The sequence below is a fragment of the Janthinobacterium sp. BJB304 genome, from assembly GCF_002735765.1.
GTDB lineage: Bacteria > Pseudomonadota > Gammaproteobacteria > Burkholderiales > Burkholderiaceae_D > Janthinobacterium.
Genome location: NZ_PDZN01000006.1, coordinates 67,726 through 83,330, shown reverse-complemented (window position 1 = coordinate 83,330; position 15,605 = coordinate 67,726). Strand labels below are relative to the sequence as shown.

The 15,605-nt window shown below is 64.4% G+C and carries 15 protein-coding genes; 10 read left to right on the top strand and 5 right to left on the bottom strand.

Features of this window, described 5'->3' with window-relative positions; genetic code table 11:
• The first annotated feature begins 150 nt into the window (after positions 1–150).
• A complete protein-coding gene (locus CSQ95_RS08990) occupies positions 151–1,359 on the top strand; it encodes an RtcB family protein (RefSeq protein WP_099409245.1) in 1,209 nt (402 codons plus the stop codon).
• A gap of 11 nt (positions 1,360–1,370) precedes the next feature.
• Entirely contained in the window at positions 1,371–1,544 is a 174-nt protein-coding gene (locus CSQ95_RS29650) for a hypothetical protein (RefSeq protein ID WP_176741220.1), read from the top strand.
• A 9-nt stretch (positions 1,545–1,553) separates the two neighbouring features.
• Here the strand turns inward: CSQ95_RS29650 and CSQ95_RS08985 are convergent, their stop codons facing one another.
• Positions 1,554–2,357, bottom strand: coding sequence for a metallophosphoesterase (locus CSQ95_RS08985; protein ID WP_099409244.1), 804 nt, complete (start codon positions 2,355–2,357; stop codon positions 1,554–1,556).
• A gap of 46 nt (positions 2,358–2,403) precedes the next feature.
• Complete coding sequence (locus CSQ95_RS08980) at positions 2,404–3,309, bottom strand: LysR family transcriptional regulator (protein ID WP_099409243.1); 906 nt, start codon at positions 3,307–3,309, stop codon at positions 2,404–2,406.
• 118 nt (positions 3,310–3,427) lie between these two features.
• On the opposite strand from CSQ95_RS08980, the gene CSQ95_RS08975 reads away from it, so the two are divergent.
• Positions 3,428–4,294, top strand: coding sequence for a pirin family protein (locus CSQ95_RS08975; RefSeq protein ID WP_099409242.1), 867 nt, complete (start codon positions 3,428–3,430; stop codon positions 4,292–4,294).
• Between the two features lie 65 nt (positions 4,295–4,359).
• A complete protein-coding gene (locus CSQ95_RS08970; protein WP_217494254.1) occupies positions 4,360–5,061 on the top strand; it encodes an isochorismatase family protein in 702 nt (233 codons plus the stop codon).
• Between the two features lie 5 nt (positions 5,062–5,066).
• Here CSQ95_RS08970 and CSQ95_RS08965 read toward each other — a convergent pair whose 3' ends face one another.
• A complete protein-coding gene (locus CSQ95_RS08965; protein ID WP_099409241.1) occupies positions 5,067–5,828 on the bottom strand; it encodes an ABC transporter substrate-binding protein in 762 nt (253 codons plus the stop codon).
• Positions 5,829–5,965: 137 nt separating this feature from the next.
• Here CSQ95_RS08965 and pnuC point away from each other — a divergent pair, with 137 nt between their 5' ends.
• Both pnuC and CSQ95_RS08955 read left to right on the top strand, forming a co-directional pair.
• Positions 5,966–6,556 carry a nicotinamide riboside transporter PnuC gene (gene pnuC, locus CSQ95_RS08960; RefSeq protein WP_083287304.1) on the top strand — a complete coding sequence of 197 codons (591 nt, stop codon included), beginning with the start codon at positions 5,966–5,968 and terminating at the stop codon, positions 6,554–6,556.
• Positions 6,557–6,887: 331 nt separating this feature from the next.
• Positions 6,888–9,455 (top strand): TonB-dependent receptor, encoded by a 2,568-nt coding sequence (locus tag CSQ95_RS08955; protein WP_099409240.1) that lies wholly within the window; start codon positions 6,888–6,890, stop codon positions 9,453–9,455.
• A gap of 23 nt (positions 9,456–9,478) precedes the next feature.
• On the opposite strand, the gene CSQ95_RS08950 is transcribed toward CSQ95_RS08955, so the two are convergent.
• Positions 9,479–10,285 (bottom strand): response regulator, encoded by an 807-nt coding sequence (locus CSQ95_RS08950; protein WP_070292380.1) that lies wholly within the window; start codon positions 10,283–10,285, stop codon positions 9,479–9,481.
• A 348-nt stretch (positions 10,286–10,633) separates the two neighbouring features.
• Here CSQ95_RS08950 and CSQ95_RS08945 point away from each other — a divergent pair, with 348 nt between their 5' ends.
• From CSQ95_RS08945 to CSQ95_RS08930, 4 genes are read left to right on the top strand one after another with little or no spacing between them, the layout of a single operon-like run.
• Positions 10,634–11,164, top strand: coding sequence for a spore coat protein U domain-containing protein (locus CSQ95_RS08945; protein ID WP_070221609.1), 531 nt, complete (start codon positions 10,634–10,636; stop codon positions 11,162–11,164).
• A gap of 12 nt (positions 11,165–11,176) precedes the next feature.
• Positions 11,177–11,905: a molecular chaperone gene (locus CSQ95_RS08940; RefSeq protein WP_230492231.1), complete on the top strand. Its 729-nt coding sequence runs from the start codon at positions 11,177–11,179 to the stop codon at positions 11,903–11,905.
• 36 nt (positions 11,906–11,941) lie between these two features.
• Positions 11,942–14,290 carry a fimbria/pilus outer membrane usher protein gene (locus tag CSQ95_RS08935; protein WP_257217998.1) on the top strand — a complete coding sequence of 783 codons (2,349 nt, stop codon included), beginning with the start codon at positions 11,942–11,944 and terminating at the stop codon, positions 14,288–14,290.
• Positions 14,290–15,297 carry a spore coat U domain-containing protein gene (locus CSQ95_RS08930; RefSeq protein ID WP_099409239.1) on the top strand — a complete coding sequence of 336 codons (1,008 nt, stop codon included), beginning with the start codon at positions 14,290–14,292 and terminating at the stop codon, positions 15,295–15,297. The genes CSQ95_RS08935 and CSQ95_RS08930 overlap by 1 nt, the downstream gene beginning before the upstream one ends.
• Here the strand turns inward: CSQ95_RS08930 and CSQ95_RS08925 are convergent.
• The gene (locus tag CSQ95_RS08925) at positions 15,294–15,530 is read right to left on the bottom strand and encodes a hypothetical protein (RefSeq protein WP_143449927.1); all 237 of its coding nucleotides are present in this window, start codon (positions 15,528–15,530) and stop codon (positions 15,294–15,296) included. The genes CSQ95_RS08930 and CSQ95_RS08925 overlap by 4 nt on opposite strands.
• Between the last annotated feature and the right edge of the window lie 75 nt (positions 15,531–15,605).

The window sequence follows — 15,605 nt, the reverse complement described above, 5'->3', positions numbered from 1 at the left end:
GTACTACCACTAGCCCCGTGCATGACGCTCGGGGCCATCGGCACATTGCCGATCCCGAGCCGGTGTCCTGCAAAACCCCGGTGAGGAAACTCGCCGGGGTTTTTTTCTTTTAGACGACCCCGGCATAACGACAATACCAAGGAAGACGTTATGCCCATTCATCAGACTCTGCGCGGCGCCCATGTGCCCGTGCATATCTTTACCGACGATATCGACGCGCAGGCGCTGCGCCAGCTGCACAATATCGCCAGCCTGCCCATCGTCCATCCGCATGTGGCTGCCATGCCAGACGTGCATGCCGGCATCGGCGCCACCGTCGGCAGCGTGATTCCCACGCGCGGTGCCATCATCCCGGCCGCCGTTGGCGTCGACATCGGCTGCGGCATGAACGCCGTGCGCACGACCCTGACGGCCAGCGACCTGCCCGATAACCTGGCGCGCCTGCGCAGCGCCATCGAAGCGGAAGTGCCCGTCGCATTCGAACAACATGAATGGAGCCGCGTGCAAGGCTCGCGCCAGGCGCGCGCCGTGCGGCCGCTCGGCGACCGCCTGGCGCACATCGTCGAGCGCCACCGGGGCATCGCCAAGATGCTGCGCCAGTTCGAGCGCACGTGGATTTGCCAGGCCGGCACCCTGGGGGGCGGCAATCACTTCATTGAAATCTGCCTCGACGAGGAGCAGCGGGTGTGGATCATGCTGCATTCGGGTTCGCGCGGCATCGGCAACGTGATCGGCCGTTACTTTATCTCCGCCGCGCAGAAGGACATGCGGCGCCACCAGCTGCAGCTGCCGGACGCGGACCTGGCGTACCTGAGCGAGGGCTCCACGGTATTTGACGACTATGTGGAAGCGGTGGATTGGGCGCAGGATTACGCGCTGCTCAACCGCAGCGAAATGATGCGCCGCGTGCTCGACGTGCTGGCGAAGTTTGCTCCGCCGTTCCGGCTCGACGGGGAAGCCATCAACTGCCACCACAACTACATCGCGCGCGAAACGCATGGCAATGAGGATTTATATGTGACGCGCAAGGGCGCCATTTCGGCGCGGCAGGGCGAGCTGGGCATCATCCCCGGCAGCATGGGCGCGCGCAGCTTCATCGTGCGCGGCAAGGGCAAGCCGGAATCGTTCTGTTCCTGCTCGCACGGGGCGGGGCGCAGCATGAGCCGCAGCGAGGCGAAGCGCCGCTTCAACCGCTTCGACCTGGCCGAGCAGACGGCCGGCATCGAGTGCCGCAAGGATGGCGGCGTGATCGACGAAATCCCCGCCGCCTATAAAAATATCGACGCCGTCATGGCGCATCAGAGCGATCTGGTGGAAGTGGTGCATACCTTGCGCCAGGTCGTCTGCATCAAGGGCTGAAAGGAGAAACCATGAAGATCAAAGTGAAGGCCACGCCCAAGCCGCGCAACCCGCTGGTGGCGGCCGCCAGGTTGCGCGGCGGCGCCGGTGTGCATCAGTCGGAAGCGTCGCCGCGCGCGGCGCGCCGGGCCGGCAAGCACCGGCTGCAGCAACTGCTGGCGGGACGCCTGAAGCCCGAGGATTAGCGCGCTGGATTAACGCAACGGCAGTTCGACGATGAAGTTTGGGTTGAACTGGGGATTTTGCGGCGTGCCGCCGCGCGTCTTGTAGCCGCAGGGGTTGGCCACGACGCGGCACGGGCCGATGCGGTAATCGCGCGAGACGTGAATGTGGCCATGCACCCACAGGTCCGCCTGCGCTGCCAGGTCGTCCAGGCGCGAGGCGTAGGCGGGCGAGCAGCCCTCGCTGCCATACGCATCGTCGACCGAGCGCAGCGACGGCGCCATGTGGCTGACGACCACCGTGCGGCCGTCGAAGGGCTGCGCCAGTTCGCGCGCCAGCCAGGCTTTTTGCTGCGCGTGGAACATGGCCGTATCGGCCGCGCGCAGCTTGCGAAAGCCCATGTTGGCCAGGCGGATGCGCTTGTAGTCGTTCATGACGGCTTCCGCGTCGCGCATGGCCGCTTGCCGCGTGTCGTCGCCCAGCAGGCGGAAATCCGTCCACAGGGTGGCGCCCAGGAAGCGCACCTTGCCGCCTGCCTGGTCGGTGAAGACGTGGGTATCGGCGTCGAGAAAATGCACGTTTGGCGTGGCGGCGCAGGCTGCGCGCAGCTCCTGGCGCACCTTGTCGAGGTGGTGGCCATAGCCTTCGTGGTTGCCGTGCACGTACAGCACGGGCAGGTCCGCAAACGCGGTGGCGGCCCAGGCGACGGCGCGCGCGCCCGTGTCGATGTCGCCGGCCAGGATCACGGCGTCAGGACGGCTGAGCGCGAGGTCGCCCTGCGGCGCTTCGTCGCGCCATAGCTCATGGTGCAGGTCCGACAGAATCAATAAACGCATGCGGTATCCAGGCGATTCGGAAGTACGTCATCGTACCTGAAAACCGTCACTCCTCCTCCAGCGCGGCGAAGCTGTGCGCCAGGTAGTCGATCAGCGCGCGCACGGCCGGCAGCAGGCCGCGCCGCGACGGGAAGACGGCGTGGATGATTTCGCGCTGCGGCCGCCATTGCCCCATCAGCGGCAGCAGGCTGCCATCGGCGACCTGCTCGGTGATCATCATGGTCGGCAGCTGCACCACGCCGACGCCGGCCACGGCCGCGTCGCGCAGGGTCAGCATGTCGCCCGTGACGAAACGCGGCACGTGGCGCAACTGGGCGCGCGCGCCATCGGGGCCGTATAAATCCCACTGGTAGTGCTGCTGCGGCATGCCCAGGGCCAGGCTGGGCCAGTCGGCCAGGTCGGCTGGCGCTGTCGGCCTGGGCGCGTCGCCGAACAGCAGGGGGCTGCCCACCATGCACTGGCTGCGTTCGGCCAGCACGCGCAGCACCAGGTCGCTGTCGGGCAGCGGCGGCGGGCGCACGCGGATGGCCACGTCGATGCCCTCGGCCACCAGGTCGACGCGGCGGTTGCTCGCTTCGAGCAGCAGGGTCACCTGCGGATGGTCGCGCATGAAGCCGGCCAGCATGGGAGCGACCAGGGAATGCAGCAGGGCGATGGGGCAGGACAGGCGCACCGTGCCGCGCGGCGCGGCCCGCGTCAGTTCGATCGCTTCCTGCGCCGCCTCCGCTTCCACCAGCATCGCCTTGCAATGCTCGTAAAACGTCAGTCCCACGTCGGTGACGGAAAAATGCCGCGTCGTGCGCTGCAGCAGGCGCGCGCCCAGGCGCTCTTCGAGCAGCGCGATGCGCCGGCTCAGTCTGGACTTCGGCATGCCCAGCGCGCGCCCGGCCGGCGCGAAGCCGCCATGGTCGACCACCTGCACAAAGTAATACAAGTCGTTCAGATCCTGCATGCCGCCTCCTTGATCGTTCTATTTTTGGAACGCTGATGGCGAATTTTACCGTCTACCGCCCTTATCGTTGCAAGCGTATTCTGTCTCCATCGTAATCAAACCCGAACAGGAGATCGAGATGAACACAGTCACAGGTATCTACAGCGCACCGCGCCAGCACTGGGTCGGCGACGGTTTTCCCGTGCGCTCGATGTTTTCGTACAACGGCCATGGCAAGCAGCTGAGCCCCTTCCTGCTGCTCGACTATGCCGGTCCCGCCGAGTTTGCGCCCGGCACGCGTCCGCCCGGCGTCGGCTCGCATCCGCACCGCGGCTTCGAGACGGTGACCATCGTCTACAAGGGCGAAGTGGCGCACCGCGATTCGACGGGCCAGGGCGGCGTGATCGGCCCCGGCGACGTGCAGTGGATGACGGCCGGCGCCGGCATCCTGCATGAAGAGTTTCACTCGCCCGCCTTCACGCGGTCGGGCGGCACGCTGGAAATGGTGCAGCTGTGGGTGAACCTGCCGGCCAAGAACAAGATGACGGCGCCTGGCTACCAGGCCATCACCAGCGACACGATTCCCGCGGTGGCGCTGCCCGACGGCGCCGGTTCCGTGCGCGTGATCGCCGGCGACTTCGACGGCCGGCATGGCCCGGCCCGCACGTTCTCGCCGATGCAGGTGTGGGACCTGCGCCTGGCCCAGGGCAAGCTGACGGAGCTGCCGGTGCACGCCGGCTGGAGCACGGCGCTGATCGTCCTGCATGGCACGGTGCTGGTCAATGGCGAGAGCGTGGTGCGCGAAGCGCAGATGGCGCTGTTCGGGCGCGACGGCGACAGCATCACCGTCGAGGCGAACAGCGACGCCGTGGTGCTGCTGCTGAGCGGTGAGCCGATCGACGAGCCCATCGTCGGCCATGGCCCTTTCGTCATGAACACCGAAGCGGAAATCGCGCAGGCGTTCGAGGATTTCAACAGCGGCCGCTTCGCCCGCATCGCGACGTAGTTTGTGTCATTAATTTATGCAGTACCCATGCCGCATCCCGCGGCATGGTTTTTCAGGAGACCACCATGAGCACCCCCGCCAACTTCCAAGGTTTGCCACCGATGATCGATCCAGACGACGCCGTCATGCTGCTGATCGACCACCAGAGCGGCTTGTTCCAGCTGGTGCGCGACATCGAGCAGCACGTGCTGCGCGGCCACGTCACGGCGCTGGCCAAGCTGTCGCGCCTGGCCAACATGCCGACCTTTACCACCGCTTCCGTGCCCGACGGCCCGAACGGCCCCTTGATCCCGGAGATCCACCATTTCAACCCGGACGCCGTCTACATCCCGCGCACGGGCCAGATCAACGCCTGGGACAATCCTGCCTGGGTCGAGGCCATCGAAAAGACGGGCCGCAAGACCCTGCTGATCGCCGGCACGCTCACCAGCGTATGCATGGCTTTCCCCACCATCAGCGCGCTGGCGGCCGGCTACAAGGTGTTTGCCATCATCGACGCCTCGGGCAACTGGTCGAAGATGGCCACCGACATCACCATGGCGCGTGTCACGCAAGCGGGCGCCGTGCCGATCGACACGTATGCCGTGCTGGCTGAAGTGATGAGTACCTGGAACCGCGCCGATGCGATGGATTTCGCCGCCATCATGACGGACCACATCGTGCCGCCGTACCGCGCGCTGATCGAGAGCTACGACAAGGCGCAGGGCGTGCAAAAGAATGGCCGCGAGACCAAGCTGGAAATCCTCGAGGCGGCCAGCAAGGGCTGATCGCCTTACGGCGCGTCGTAGCGGGCGCGTATCGCCGCCAGCACGCCGCGCTGCTCCAGGCGCGTGATGGCGGCGTTCAGGCGCGCCAGATCGGCCGTGCTGGTGCTGCGCGCATTGAGCATCAGGTGCACGGGCGCGCGCAGGGCGAGGAAGGGCAGGGTGGTCAAGGCGACGCCCTGCAGGCGCGCTTCGTGGCGCACGGCCAGCACGTCGCCCAGCAACAGGTCGGCGCGGCCCGCGTCGAGCATGAGGATGCCTTGCCGGAAGCTGCCGAAGGTATTCAGGCGGCCGTCTTTTTCCAGCGCCGGACGGGCCGCAGCGTACTGCGCGCCATACCAGCCCACCTTGGGCGCGAGCAGGGTGGCCTTGCCGCGCGCCAGCTGGCCGAAGCTGCCGACATGGCGCTGCGCGGCGTGCGTGCCGGCCTTGCCGAAGACGCCGACGGCTTCATCGCGGTACGAGATGGAGAAGCGGGCGTAGGACTGGCGTTCCGGCGTTTCGGACGCGGCCAGCATCAGGTCCAGTCCGCCTGTCTGGAACAGCAGCTGGCGCCGCGCCGTGGGCAGTTCCGGCAAGGTGACCAGGGTGCAGTGCGCTTCCTTGAAGATGGCCTGCAGCAATTCCAGGTCCAGACCCGTATAGCTGCCTTGGGCGTCGCGATACAGGTACGGCGGCCATTGCTCGAGCGCCATTGTCATGCGGCAGGCCTGGGCGGGCAGGACGCTGCCGAGCAGCGTTGCCGCAAGCAGCACGTGGCGCAAGCGCATGGAACATCTCCGCAGTGGTTCAAGTGGTAGTACTTGCCAATTTGCCAGAATGGCCACGAAAGTCAAGCAGTGCATGGCTGGTTGCGGATATCAAATGGGCTATAGTGGCAGCCTGCCTTCATTTTAAGGAAATCCGCTTGACTCCCCCGCTCGAGATCGCCGCCAATGTTTTGATGACTGCCTCCATCATCCTGGCCGGACGCAATAATATCCATTCCTGGTGGATCGGCATGGTCGGCTGCGTGCTGTTCGCCGTGCTGTTTTTCCAGGTCAACCTGTACGCCGACGTGATGCTGCAGCTGTTTTTCATCGTCACCTGCGTCATCGGCTGGCTGCAATGGCGGCGCGGCGCCGGCGGCAAGCCCTTGCCGATCACGCGCACGGGCCGGCGCAGCCTGGCCTGGGTCGTGCCGGCCGGCATCGCCTCCGTGGCGATCTACGGCATGCTGCTGCACCGCTTCACGAATGCCTACGCGCCCTTCATCGATTCGGCCGTGCTGGTGTTCAGCATCATTGCGCAATTTTTGCTGATGAGCCGGCGCATCGAAACCTGGGCCTTCTGGCTGCTGGTCAACACCGTGGCCGTGCCGCTCTACTACAGCCGCGGTCTGCACCTGACGGCCGTGCTGTACGCGGCTTACTGGGTCAATGCCGTCATTTCCTGGTACTGGTGGAGCGTGCAGGCGCGCCGCGCGGCGGCCGCGCCGCAGGCGATGGCCGACGCCTGATATTGCCAAAGACCAAGTCCTTAGATTCAAATCGTATATACAATCAATTTTTAATTCGTTCACGCCATAAAGACGCCGGGATATAGTGGCCTTTCCCCGCTTACCGGTGTCTTTTATGTTGCGCATTAGTCCTTCTCCCTGTTTTTATGCCGTCCGGCACCAGCTGACCATGCAATGCATGGCGCAGTGGATGCCGGTGCGTGCCCGACCACGCATCCCCTAAGTCATTCCCATCCGTTTCGTTGTCGTTTGCCCGCTGGCCTACCCGGTCCGCGTGCCCCTGCTCGGCCTTTTTATCGGAAAAAGGCTGCAATCCCAATAAGAGGAAACCATGTTCAAACCACTCGCCATCAGTCTTGCCATCGCCGCCGCCTTTCCCGCCGTCTCCACCATCGCCCATGCCGAGGACGACATGCTGCGCGTCAACGTGACCGGATCGAATATCCGCGTCAGCGAAAAAGAAGGTGCCAGCGCCGTGCAGGTCATCACGGCCAAGGAATTGAAAGCCAGCGGCAAGACCAGCGTGTCGGATGTGCTGCGGGCCATCTCCGCCAACAGCGGCAACAGCTACAACGAACAATATACGGGCAGTTTCTCGGCCGGCACCTCGGGCCTGTCGCTGCGCGGCATCGGCCAGAAAAATACCTTGATCCTGGTCAATGGCAAGCGCGTGGCCAGTTATGCGACGGCGCAAAACCTGCAGGAAACCTTTGTCGACCTGAACAGCCTGCCGATGGCGGCCGTGCAGCGCATCGAGGTGCTCAAGGATGGCGCCTCGTCCGTCTACGGTTCCGATGCCGTGGCCGGCGTGGTCAATATCATCCTGTACAAGGAGTTCACAGGCACGGACATCACGGCGCAGTGGGGCGGCTCGACCGAAGGCACGGGCCAGCATGAAAAGAGCGCGGCGCTGCAGACGGGTTTCGGCAAGCTCGAGGAAGATGGCTACAGCCTGGTCTTCTCGGTCGATGCGCAGCAGCGCGACAAGCTGCAGCAAAGCGATGTGGCGTGGATGCGTGATGCGGACTTCCGCAACCAGCAGCGGGGCAGCCTGGGCTGGGCCATCACCAACTATGCGGGCACGGACCCGACGAAGACCTTGGGCGGCGTGCGCGGACCATTGCAGCTGGTTAATTATGGCGACATCACACCCGGCAAGACGGGACAAGTGCTGGCGTATAACCCGTCGCCATATAAAACCCTGATTCCCGGCATCCAGCGCGTGCACACGGCCGCGCGTGCCACTTTCAAACTGAATGCGGATACGGAAGCGTATGTCGACCTGCTGCACAGTTACTCGCGCGCCGACCAGACCTTCAGCGCGCCATTGACGGTGAACAATGCCACGCGCGTGTGGAACAACGCTACCCAGGCGCTCGACACGATTCCCGTCGTGCTGCCCGTGGGCCATCCGAACAATCCGGGCGCCACGCCCCTGCCGTTCACGGCCACCCTGTTCGACCTGGGGCCGCGCCTGAAACAGGACAAGGTCACGTTCTACCGCGCGCTGGCGGGCGTCAAGGGCACCTTGGCGGGCTGGGACTGGGATGCGGCCGTCGGCCACTCCAGCAGCAAGCTGGAGGAAACCGTGCAGAACTTCGTCAACCGCTACGCATTCCAGCAGGTGCTGGCCGACGGCAGCTATAACTTCTTTGATCAGGCACAAAACAGCGAAGCGGTGCGCAACCGCCTGCGTCTGTCGACCCTGCGCCCGGCCGAGTCGACCCTCGACACCGTCGATTTCTCGGCCGCGAAAGACCTGTGGCAGTTGCCGGCCGGTCCGCTGGGCTTTGCCGCCGGCGCGCAGTGGCGCCGCGAAAAGATGGATTCGCAAACCTCGACGGCGGTATTGTCCGGCACCGAGCTGCGCCCGGCGATCAACATCATCAACGGCTCGCGCAGCGTGTCGGCCCTGTTTGCCGAATTTAACGTCCCGGTGGTGAAAGACCTGTCCGTCAACCTGGCGGGCCGCGCCGACCATTACAGCGACTTTGGCAATGCGTTTTCGCCGAAGGCCAGCGCGCGCTACCAGGCGGCGCCGTGGCTGCTGGTGCGCGGCACCGTGTCGCGCGGCTTCCGCGCGCCGTCGCTGCCGGAAATTACGCAAAGCACGGCCGTCAGCTATGTCAGCGTGCTTGATCCGAAGGACCCCGTCACGCCCACGCAGACGCGCGGCGTGACGGCCATTACCATCGCCAATACGGCGCTGCGTCCGGAGCGGTCGAATAACCTGAACCTGGGCGTGGTGGTCTCGCCCACCAGCAGTTCGAGCATCGGCCTCGATTACTACCGCATCAGGCAGGATGGCGTGATCGGCACGGAAAGCGCCACCACCACGCTCGCCAACGAAGCAGCGGCGCCGCAGAAGATTACGCGCGACGCCGATGGCCGCATCACGACCCTGTACCGCCAGTACCGCAACCAGGGCCAGCGCGAAGTGTCCGGCATCGACCTGGACCTGCGCCAGCGCTTCGTCGACAAGGACTGGGGCAAGCTGACCCTGGCCGGCCAGCTGAGCCGCGTGCTGCGCTTTGCCGAACCGCTGTCGGACGGCGCGCCGCTCACCGATGGCGCCGGCACCAATTATTTCGGCTCCATCCCGAAATGGCGCGGCGTCACCTCGGCCACCTGGGAGCAGGGCAAATGGTCGTCCACGCTGACCTGGAATTACGTGGGCAGCTATGCGCAAAATACGCATCTCGATGAATCGGTGGCTGCCTTCAGCACGTTCGACGTGACCACCAGCTGGCAAGTCACGCCGGCGGCGAACGTCACCTTCATCGTGCAAAACCTGGCCAACAAGCGCGCGCCGTGGGATTACTCGGCCTCGGGCTTCGACTATACGCAAGCCGATCCGCGCGGGCGTTTCGCGTCGCTCAAGCTGAACTATAAGTTCTAGGGTGCGGGGGGCATGCGTGCCCCTCAGTGCCCGTTCGACACCTGCCGCTGCCCCGCCTGTTCATGCAGGCGCTGGCGGTAGGCGCTGGGTGTGACGCCCATGCGTTCGCGGAAGGCCGTGGCGAAGTTGCCCGCGTTGTGAAAGCCGATCAGGAGGGCGACATCCTGCACGTCGATTTCCGTCTGCTGCAGCAGTTCCACGCCGCGCGCGATGCGCGCTTCGCGGATGAAGGCGAAGACTGTCATGCCCGTCTGCTCGCGGAACATCAGGGTCAGTTTTTCGCGGTAGGTGCCCACGCTGCGGGCGATTTCGGACAGGTTGGGCAGGCTGCCCAGGTTGTCGAGGATGAGTTGTTTGACGGCATTGACGAACACGAGGTCCGGATGTTGCTGCCGGTCGCCGACCGGGGTCGCCGCGGGTAATGTGCTGTTGCTTTTACGCATCAATCCCAGGTGGATATGGATGCGCGCGGCCAGTTCTTCCGGCAGGAACGGCTTTGCAATGTAATCGACGCCGCCCACCTGCAAGCCCATGACGCGCTCCTTGGCGGCGTCGGCGCCGCTGAGAAAGATCACGGGAATCTGTTCCGTGTCGGGATTGGCCTTGAGCAAACGGCACGCCGTGTAGCCATCCATCTCGGGCATGCGCACGTCGAGCAGGATCAGGTCGGGATGCGTGGCCAATGCCAGCTGGTAGCCCTGGTAGCCATTGAAGGCAATGCTGAAGCGGTAGGGCTGCTCGCTGAGCAGCTCCATCAGCATGCGCTGCTCGAACGCGGAATCGTCCACGATCAAGATGTTTTTTCTGATGGTTTCGCTGGTCAATGGCATGGCATGGATGACTTAACCAAATAGCAAGTTGTGGCTTATTATGCCTCGCTTTTTCTTTTTTTTCTGCTTTTCTCGTATTTCAAAAGATGTTTCTCCGCGAGAAGAAGCGCGGATTTCCTATATCGCCAATAATTCACTCATGCATTGATTTTAAGCAATGTCGATTGCCAAAAAATCTGTTTTGCCAATGCTGCAAACAATGCCGGAGTCCCTCGCTTTCTGACTCTCGGCGCAAGTATGTTGTCGTCCTGGTTTGCGTGCCCCAGAAAACGCCGGCAATACCGTGACTATCCTCGAGCCCTTCATGCCGATGGGCGCATTAATGATGTTCCGTCATCAGGAGGTATCATGTTGCGAGTTATTTCACCCCGCTTGACCGCTGCCGCCAGTGTCGTCCTTGCTGCGACGGCCCTCCTGCCTGGCTACGCCGATGCCGCTGTGTATTTGAACGGCAGCAATACCACGACCTTTGACGTGACCCTGAAAATCATCGCCAACTGCACCATTGCGGCTGCCAATCTCGACTTTGGCCAAAGTCAGGGCGTACTGGCTACTGCCGTGAACGTCAATACGACCGTGAATGTCACCTGCACCAATACCACGCCGTACAACGTGGGCTTGACGGCGGGTACGGGCACGGGCTCAAGCGGCACCACGCGCTATCTGAGCGGCACGGGCGGCAACCTGGGGACGGTGCAATTCAACCTGTTCCAGACGGCCGGCAGCACCTTGTGGGGCGATACGCAGGGCACGAATACCGTCGGCGGCACCGGCAACGGCGCGTCGCAGCCGCTCACGGTGTACGGCAACATTCCGCCGCAGGCGACGCCGGCGCCTGATACCTACAAGTCGACCATCACGGCCACCGTGTACTTTTAAGCCAGGCGCTGCGTGAACGCCGGTTCGATTTCGCTGCTGAAAAGCGTACTGGCGCTGCTGGCCTGCTGCGCCGCCGGCGCGAACGGCGCCAATTTGCAGATTTCGCCGGTGACACTCAATTTGCGCGCCGCTCAGAATGCCGCGGGTATCAACTTGCAAAATCTCGGCGACCAAGCCATCTACGGGCAGGTGCGGGTGTTCGCCTGGGACCAGCGCGATGGCGAAGAAGTGCTGGCGCCGACGCAGGAGCTGGTGGCCAGTCCGCCGATCGTCGAAATCGCCGCCAACAGCCGGCAGACCATCCGCCTCGTGCGTGCCCAGGCTGGCCCTGTCGCGCAGGAAAAGACGTATCGCGTGCTCATCGATGAAATCAGCCGCGAGGATGATGCGGGTCGCAGCGGCGTCGATATCCGCCTGCGCTATTCGGTGCCCGTTTTCGTGCTGCCGGCCGCTGCGCCGGGCAAGGAAGTGCTCGACTGGCAAGTCTTCCGCGAGCGGGGCGAGTGGATGTTGCGTATCAAGAACAGCGGCAATGTCCATGCGCAGATCGGGGCGATGACGTTGACGAACCAGGCGGGCAAGGAGTTTGCCGTCAGCAAGGGGCTGTTTGGTTATGTCCTGGCCGAACGCATGCGCGTATGGCGCCTGCCCGTCGCCAGGGAGGCCGAACTGGATGGGCCGTTGAGTATTGCGGTCAATGTGAATGCGAAGGCGCTCATTGCCAAGAATTCGACACCTTGAACATGGCCGCCATGGCGGGCGCGACCGGCGTGAACCATGAAACGCGCGCTGGCAGCGTTGTTGTTGCTAGTCATGGCGCCGCTGGCCGGGGCCGATGGCGCGGCGGCCGTGACGGGCGCCGATCCGGGGCCGGCCAGCTTGCCCACCGATCCGGCGGCGCCGAATGAACTGTATCTGGAGGTAAGTGTGAATGCTGTTTCAACCGGGCTGATCTTGCGTTTTACCCAGGTGGGCAAAACCTTGCGCAGCAGTGTGGCGAACTTGCAGCAGCTGGGGCTGGACCCGGCGCGCCTGGTCGCGCCCGGTCAGACCGAGGTGGCGCTCGATGCGGTTCCCGGACTCAGCTATGAATATGATGCGGCGCGCCAGAGCGTATCGCTGCAGGTGACGGACGACTTGCGCGCGCCGTACCGTATCGATGCGCGCCTGGCGGCGCAGACGCCGCCGTCGCGCGTCACGCCCGGCGCCGTGCTCAATTACGAAGCCTATGCGGAACTGGGCCGGACACGGCGCGCCGCCATCTTCAACGACTTGCGCTATTTCAATGACAGCGGCGTGTTCAGCCATACCGGCACCGTGAACGGGGGGGGAGACCAGCGCAAGTACATGCGCTTTGACACCTTCTGGAGCCATGCCGACCCCGAGACCCTGCAAACGTGGCAAGTGGGCGACCTGATCTCCTCATCGCTCAGCTGGAGCCGCGCCGTGCGCGTGGGCGGCGTGCAGTGGCGCAAGAACTTCCAGCTGCGCCCGGACCTGCAGACCTTTCCCGTCGCCTCCGTCGATGGCACGGCGCTCGTGCCTTCGTCGCTGAGCCTGTATGTGAATGGCGTGCAGCAATATGCTGCCAGCGTGCCCAGCGGTCCGTTTGTGCTGAACCAGGTGGCCGGCATCAATGGCGCGGGACAAGCCACCCTCATCACGCGCGATGCCCTGGGGCGCAGCGTGACGACCGTGCTGCCCCTGTATGTCGACACGCGCATGCTGGCCAGCGGCTTGAGCGATTACTCGGTCGAGGCGGGCGCCGTGCGGCGCGACTATGGCCGCCGCCTGTTCGGCTACGAGCGGCAATTGCTTGCCAGCGCTTCCGGCCGCCATGGCGTCAGCGACAGCTTCACCATCGAAGGCCATGCGGAACTGGCTGCCGGCCTGTATCAGGCGGGGGCGGGCGCGCTGGTGCGGCTGGGCCAGGCGGGCGTGCTCAGCGGCTCGCTGTCGGCCAGCGCCGGCCGCAGCCGTGGTGCGCAGCTGGGCGCCGGGTACCAATATGTGGGGCCAAGCTTCAGCGTCGATGCGTACAGCGTGCACGCCAGCGCCGGGTTTGGCGACCTCGCTTCGCGTGATGGCAGCCCCGTGGTGCGCGCGGCGGACCGCGTCACCGTGAGCCTGCCTTTGCCGGCGGGAAGCAGTATCAGCAGCAGTTATATCGGCTACCGCACGCCCGGCGCAGCGTCATCGAAGCTGGCCACCTTGGGCTATTCGGCGACCCTGTTTCACGGCCTGTTCCTGAATGCCAGCCTGTTCCAGGATTTGCGGCAACGCGAGAAGCGGGGCTTTTATGTCGGCTTGAGCATGGCCTTCGACAACAATCTGGCCATCAGCACGAGCGGCAGCCGGCAAAACGGCGAGAGCGGCCGCAGCGTCAGCGCGCAGCGCGCGGCGGACTTTGGCGGCGGTGTCGGCTGGAACTTGCAGGCTGGCACGGTGGGCCGCAATGCCTATCGGCAAGCGCAAGTGGAATACCTGGGCAATAACGGCCGCGTGAATGCGCGCACGCAAAGCGGCGGCATGGGCAATGCCTCCTCGCTGGGCGCGGCCGGCGCGCTGGTGCTGATGGATGGGCATGTCGAGGCGGCGCGCCAGGTGGGCAGCGGTTTTGCGCTGGTGTCCACTGGCGGTGTGGGCAATATTCCCGTGTTGCATGAAAACCGCCAGATCGGCGTGACGGACAGGGGCGGCTATCTGCTGGTACCGAATTTGAATCCTTATGGCAATAACCAGATCAGCATCGCCACGGATGAGCTCGACGTTGACGCGCGCGTGCCCGTGACCAATATGAATGTCGTGCCGCAACAGCTGGCGGGCGTGCTGGCCGCCTTTCCCGTCGAACGCTACAGCGCCGCCACTGTTATCGTGCAAGGCGCCGACGGCAAGCCGCTGGCCACGGGCTTGCCCGTGCTGCATGTGCAAAGCGGCAAGCAGACGGTCATGGGATTTGACGGCATGGTGTTCGTCGACGATTTGCTCGAGCAGAATCAGCTGCAAGTCGGCGAGGGCGACAGCGCGTGCACGGTAGGTTTTTCCTATGTGCGCCCTGCCGCGGGCGGCTTGCCCGTGATCGGGCCGCTGCGCTGCGCTGCCGCCGGCGCCGGGGGAGGCCGCTGATGCGCCGCCTGCTGCCATGCCTGACCCTGCTGCTGGGATGCGCCTGGGGCGGCGCGGCGCAGGCGGCCGATACCTGCACGGTGAGCATGACGAATATCGATTTCGGCGCCGTCAGCCCGATTTCCGGCAGCGATTACGTGGCGCAGGCAACGGGCACCTTCAGCTGCCTGTTTTCGTCGTTGAACCTGGGGCAGTTGCTCACGCCCAACGCGCAAGTGTGCATCTCGCTGGGGCTGGGCACGAATTCCACCTCGGCCCTGCCGCGCAAGCTGGGCAATGGCAGCAACCGCATGGAGTACAACGTGTACGTGGATAATTCGTATGCCACGGCAAAGATATGGGGCGGCGCCGGCGTGGCGGGCGCGCCGTCGACCTTCGGCATCATTTTGTCGGCCGGCTTGCTGGCCCCGCCCGGCACGTATTCCACCACCTTTACCGTGTATGCCAGGATCCCCGCTGGCACGGCCCTGGCCGCCGTGCCCACGGCCGCCAACGCCAATACGGTGTATACGTCGAGCTTTGCCGGCCAGGGCACCTACACCTACACCACGTATGGCCTCGTCAACCTGTTTGGCTGCACGGCCAGCAGCGGCAGTTTCGGTTTCACGGTCAATGCCACGGCCGTCAACGACTGCACCATCGCGGCCAGTCCGATGGCGTTCGCGAACGCTTCCATCCTGACGGGCAACTTGCGCAGCACCAGTACCTTGTCCGTGCGCTGCGTGAACAACAATGCGTACCAGATTGCCCTGAACGGCGGCAGCGTGGCGGCCAACGTGGCGAACCGGCAAATGAAAAACATTGTAACGACGGACACGGTCAGCTACCTGCTGTCGTCGACGCTCGATGGCCCGCTCTGGGGCGATGGCACGTCAGGCACCAGCATGGTGACAGGCACGGGCACGGGCGCCAGCGTGCCGCTGACGATTTACGGCCGCGTGCCGGCGCAGGTGTCGCCGCGCCCCGGCGACTACAAGGACACGGTGACGGCAACGATCTATTTTTAGAACGTGACGGTGATGAGGCCGCTGTCCGATGGCGTCGCCTGCTGTTGCAGCAGATAGGGCGTGTTGTGCTGGCAGCGCACCTGGGTGCTACCGCGCTGCGAGACGACGGTGCACGCTTCGTGGACGACGAAGGTGGCCTGGAACGATGCGGAGGAAACGGTGGCGGCGGCGGTGGTCTGGCAGAGGGAGAGGGCGAGCAATATTGTCAGGGAGGCAAATTTCAAAGGAGTCATCGTAAGCGTATCAAGTGAAAAACGGACGGGAAACAACATTCTCTGACGCCGTTTCGCACACCGGGACGGGAGAAG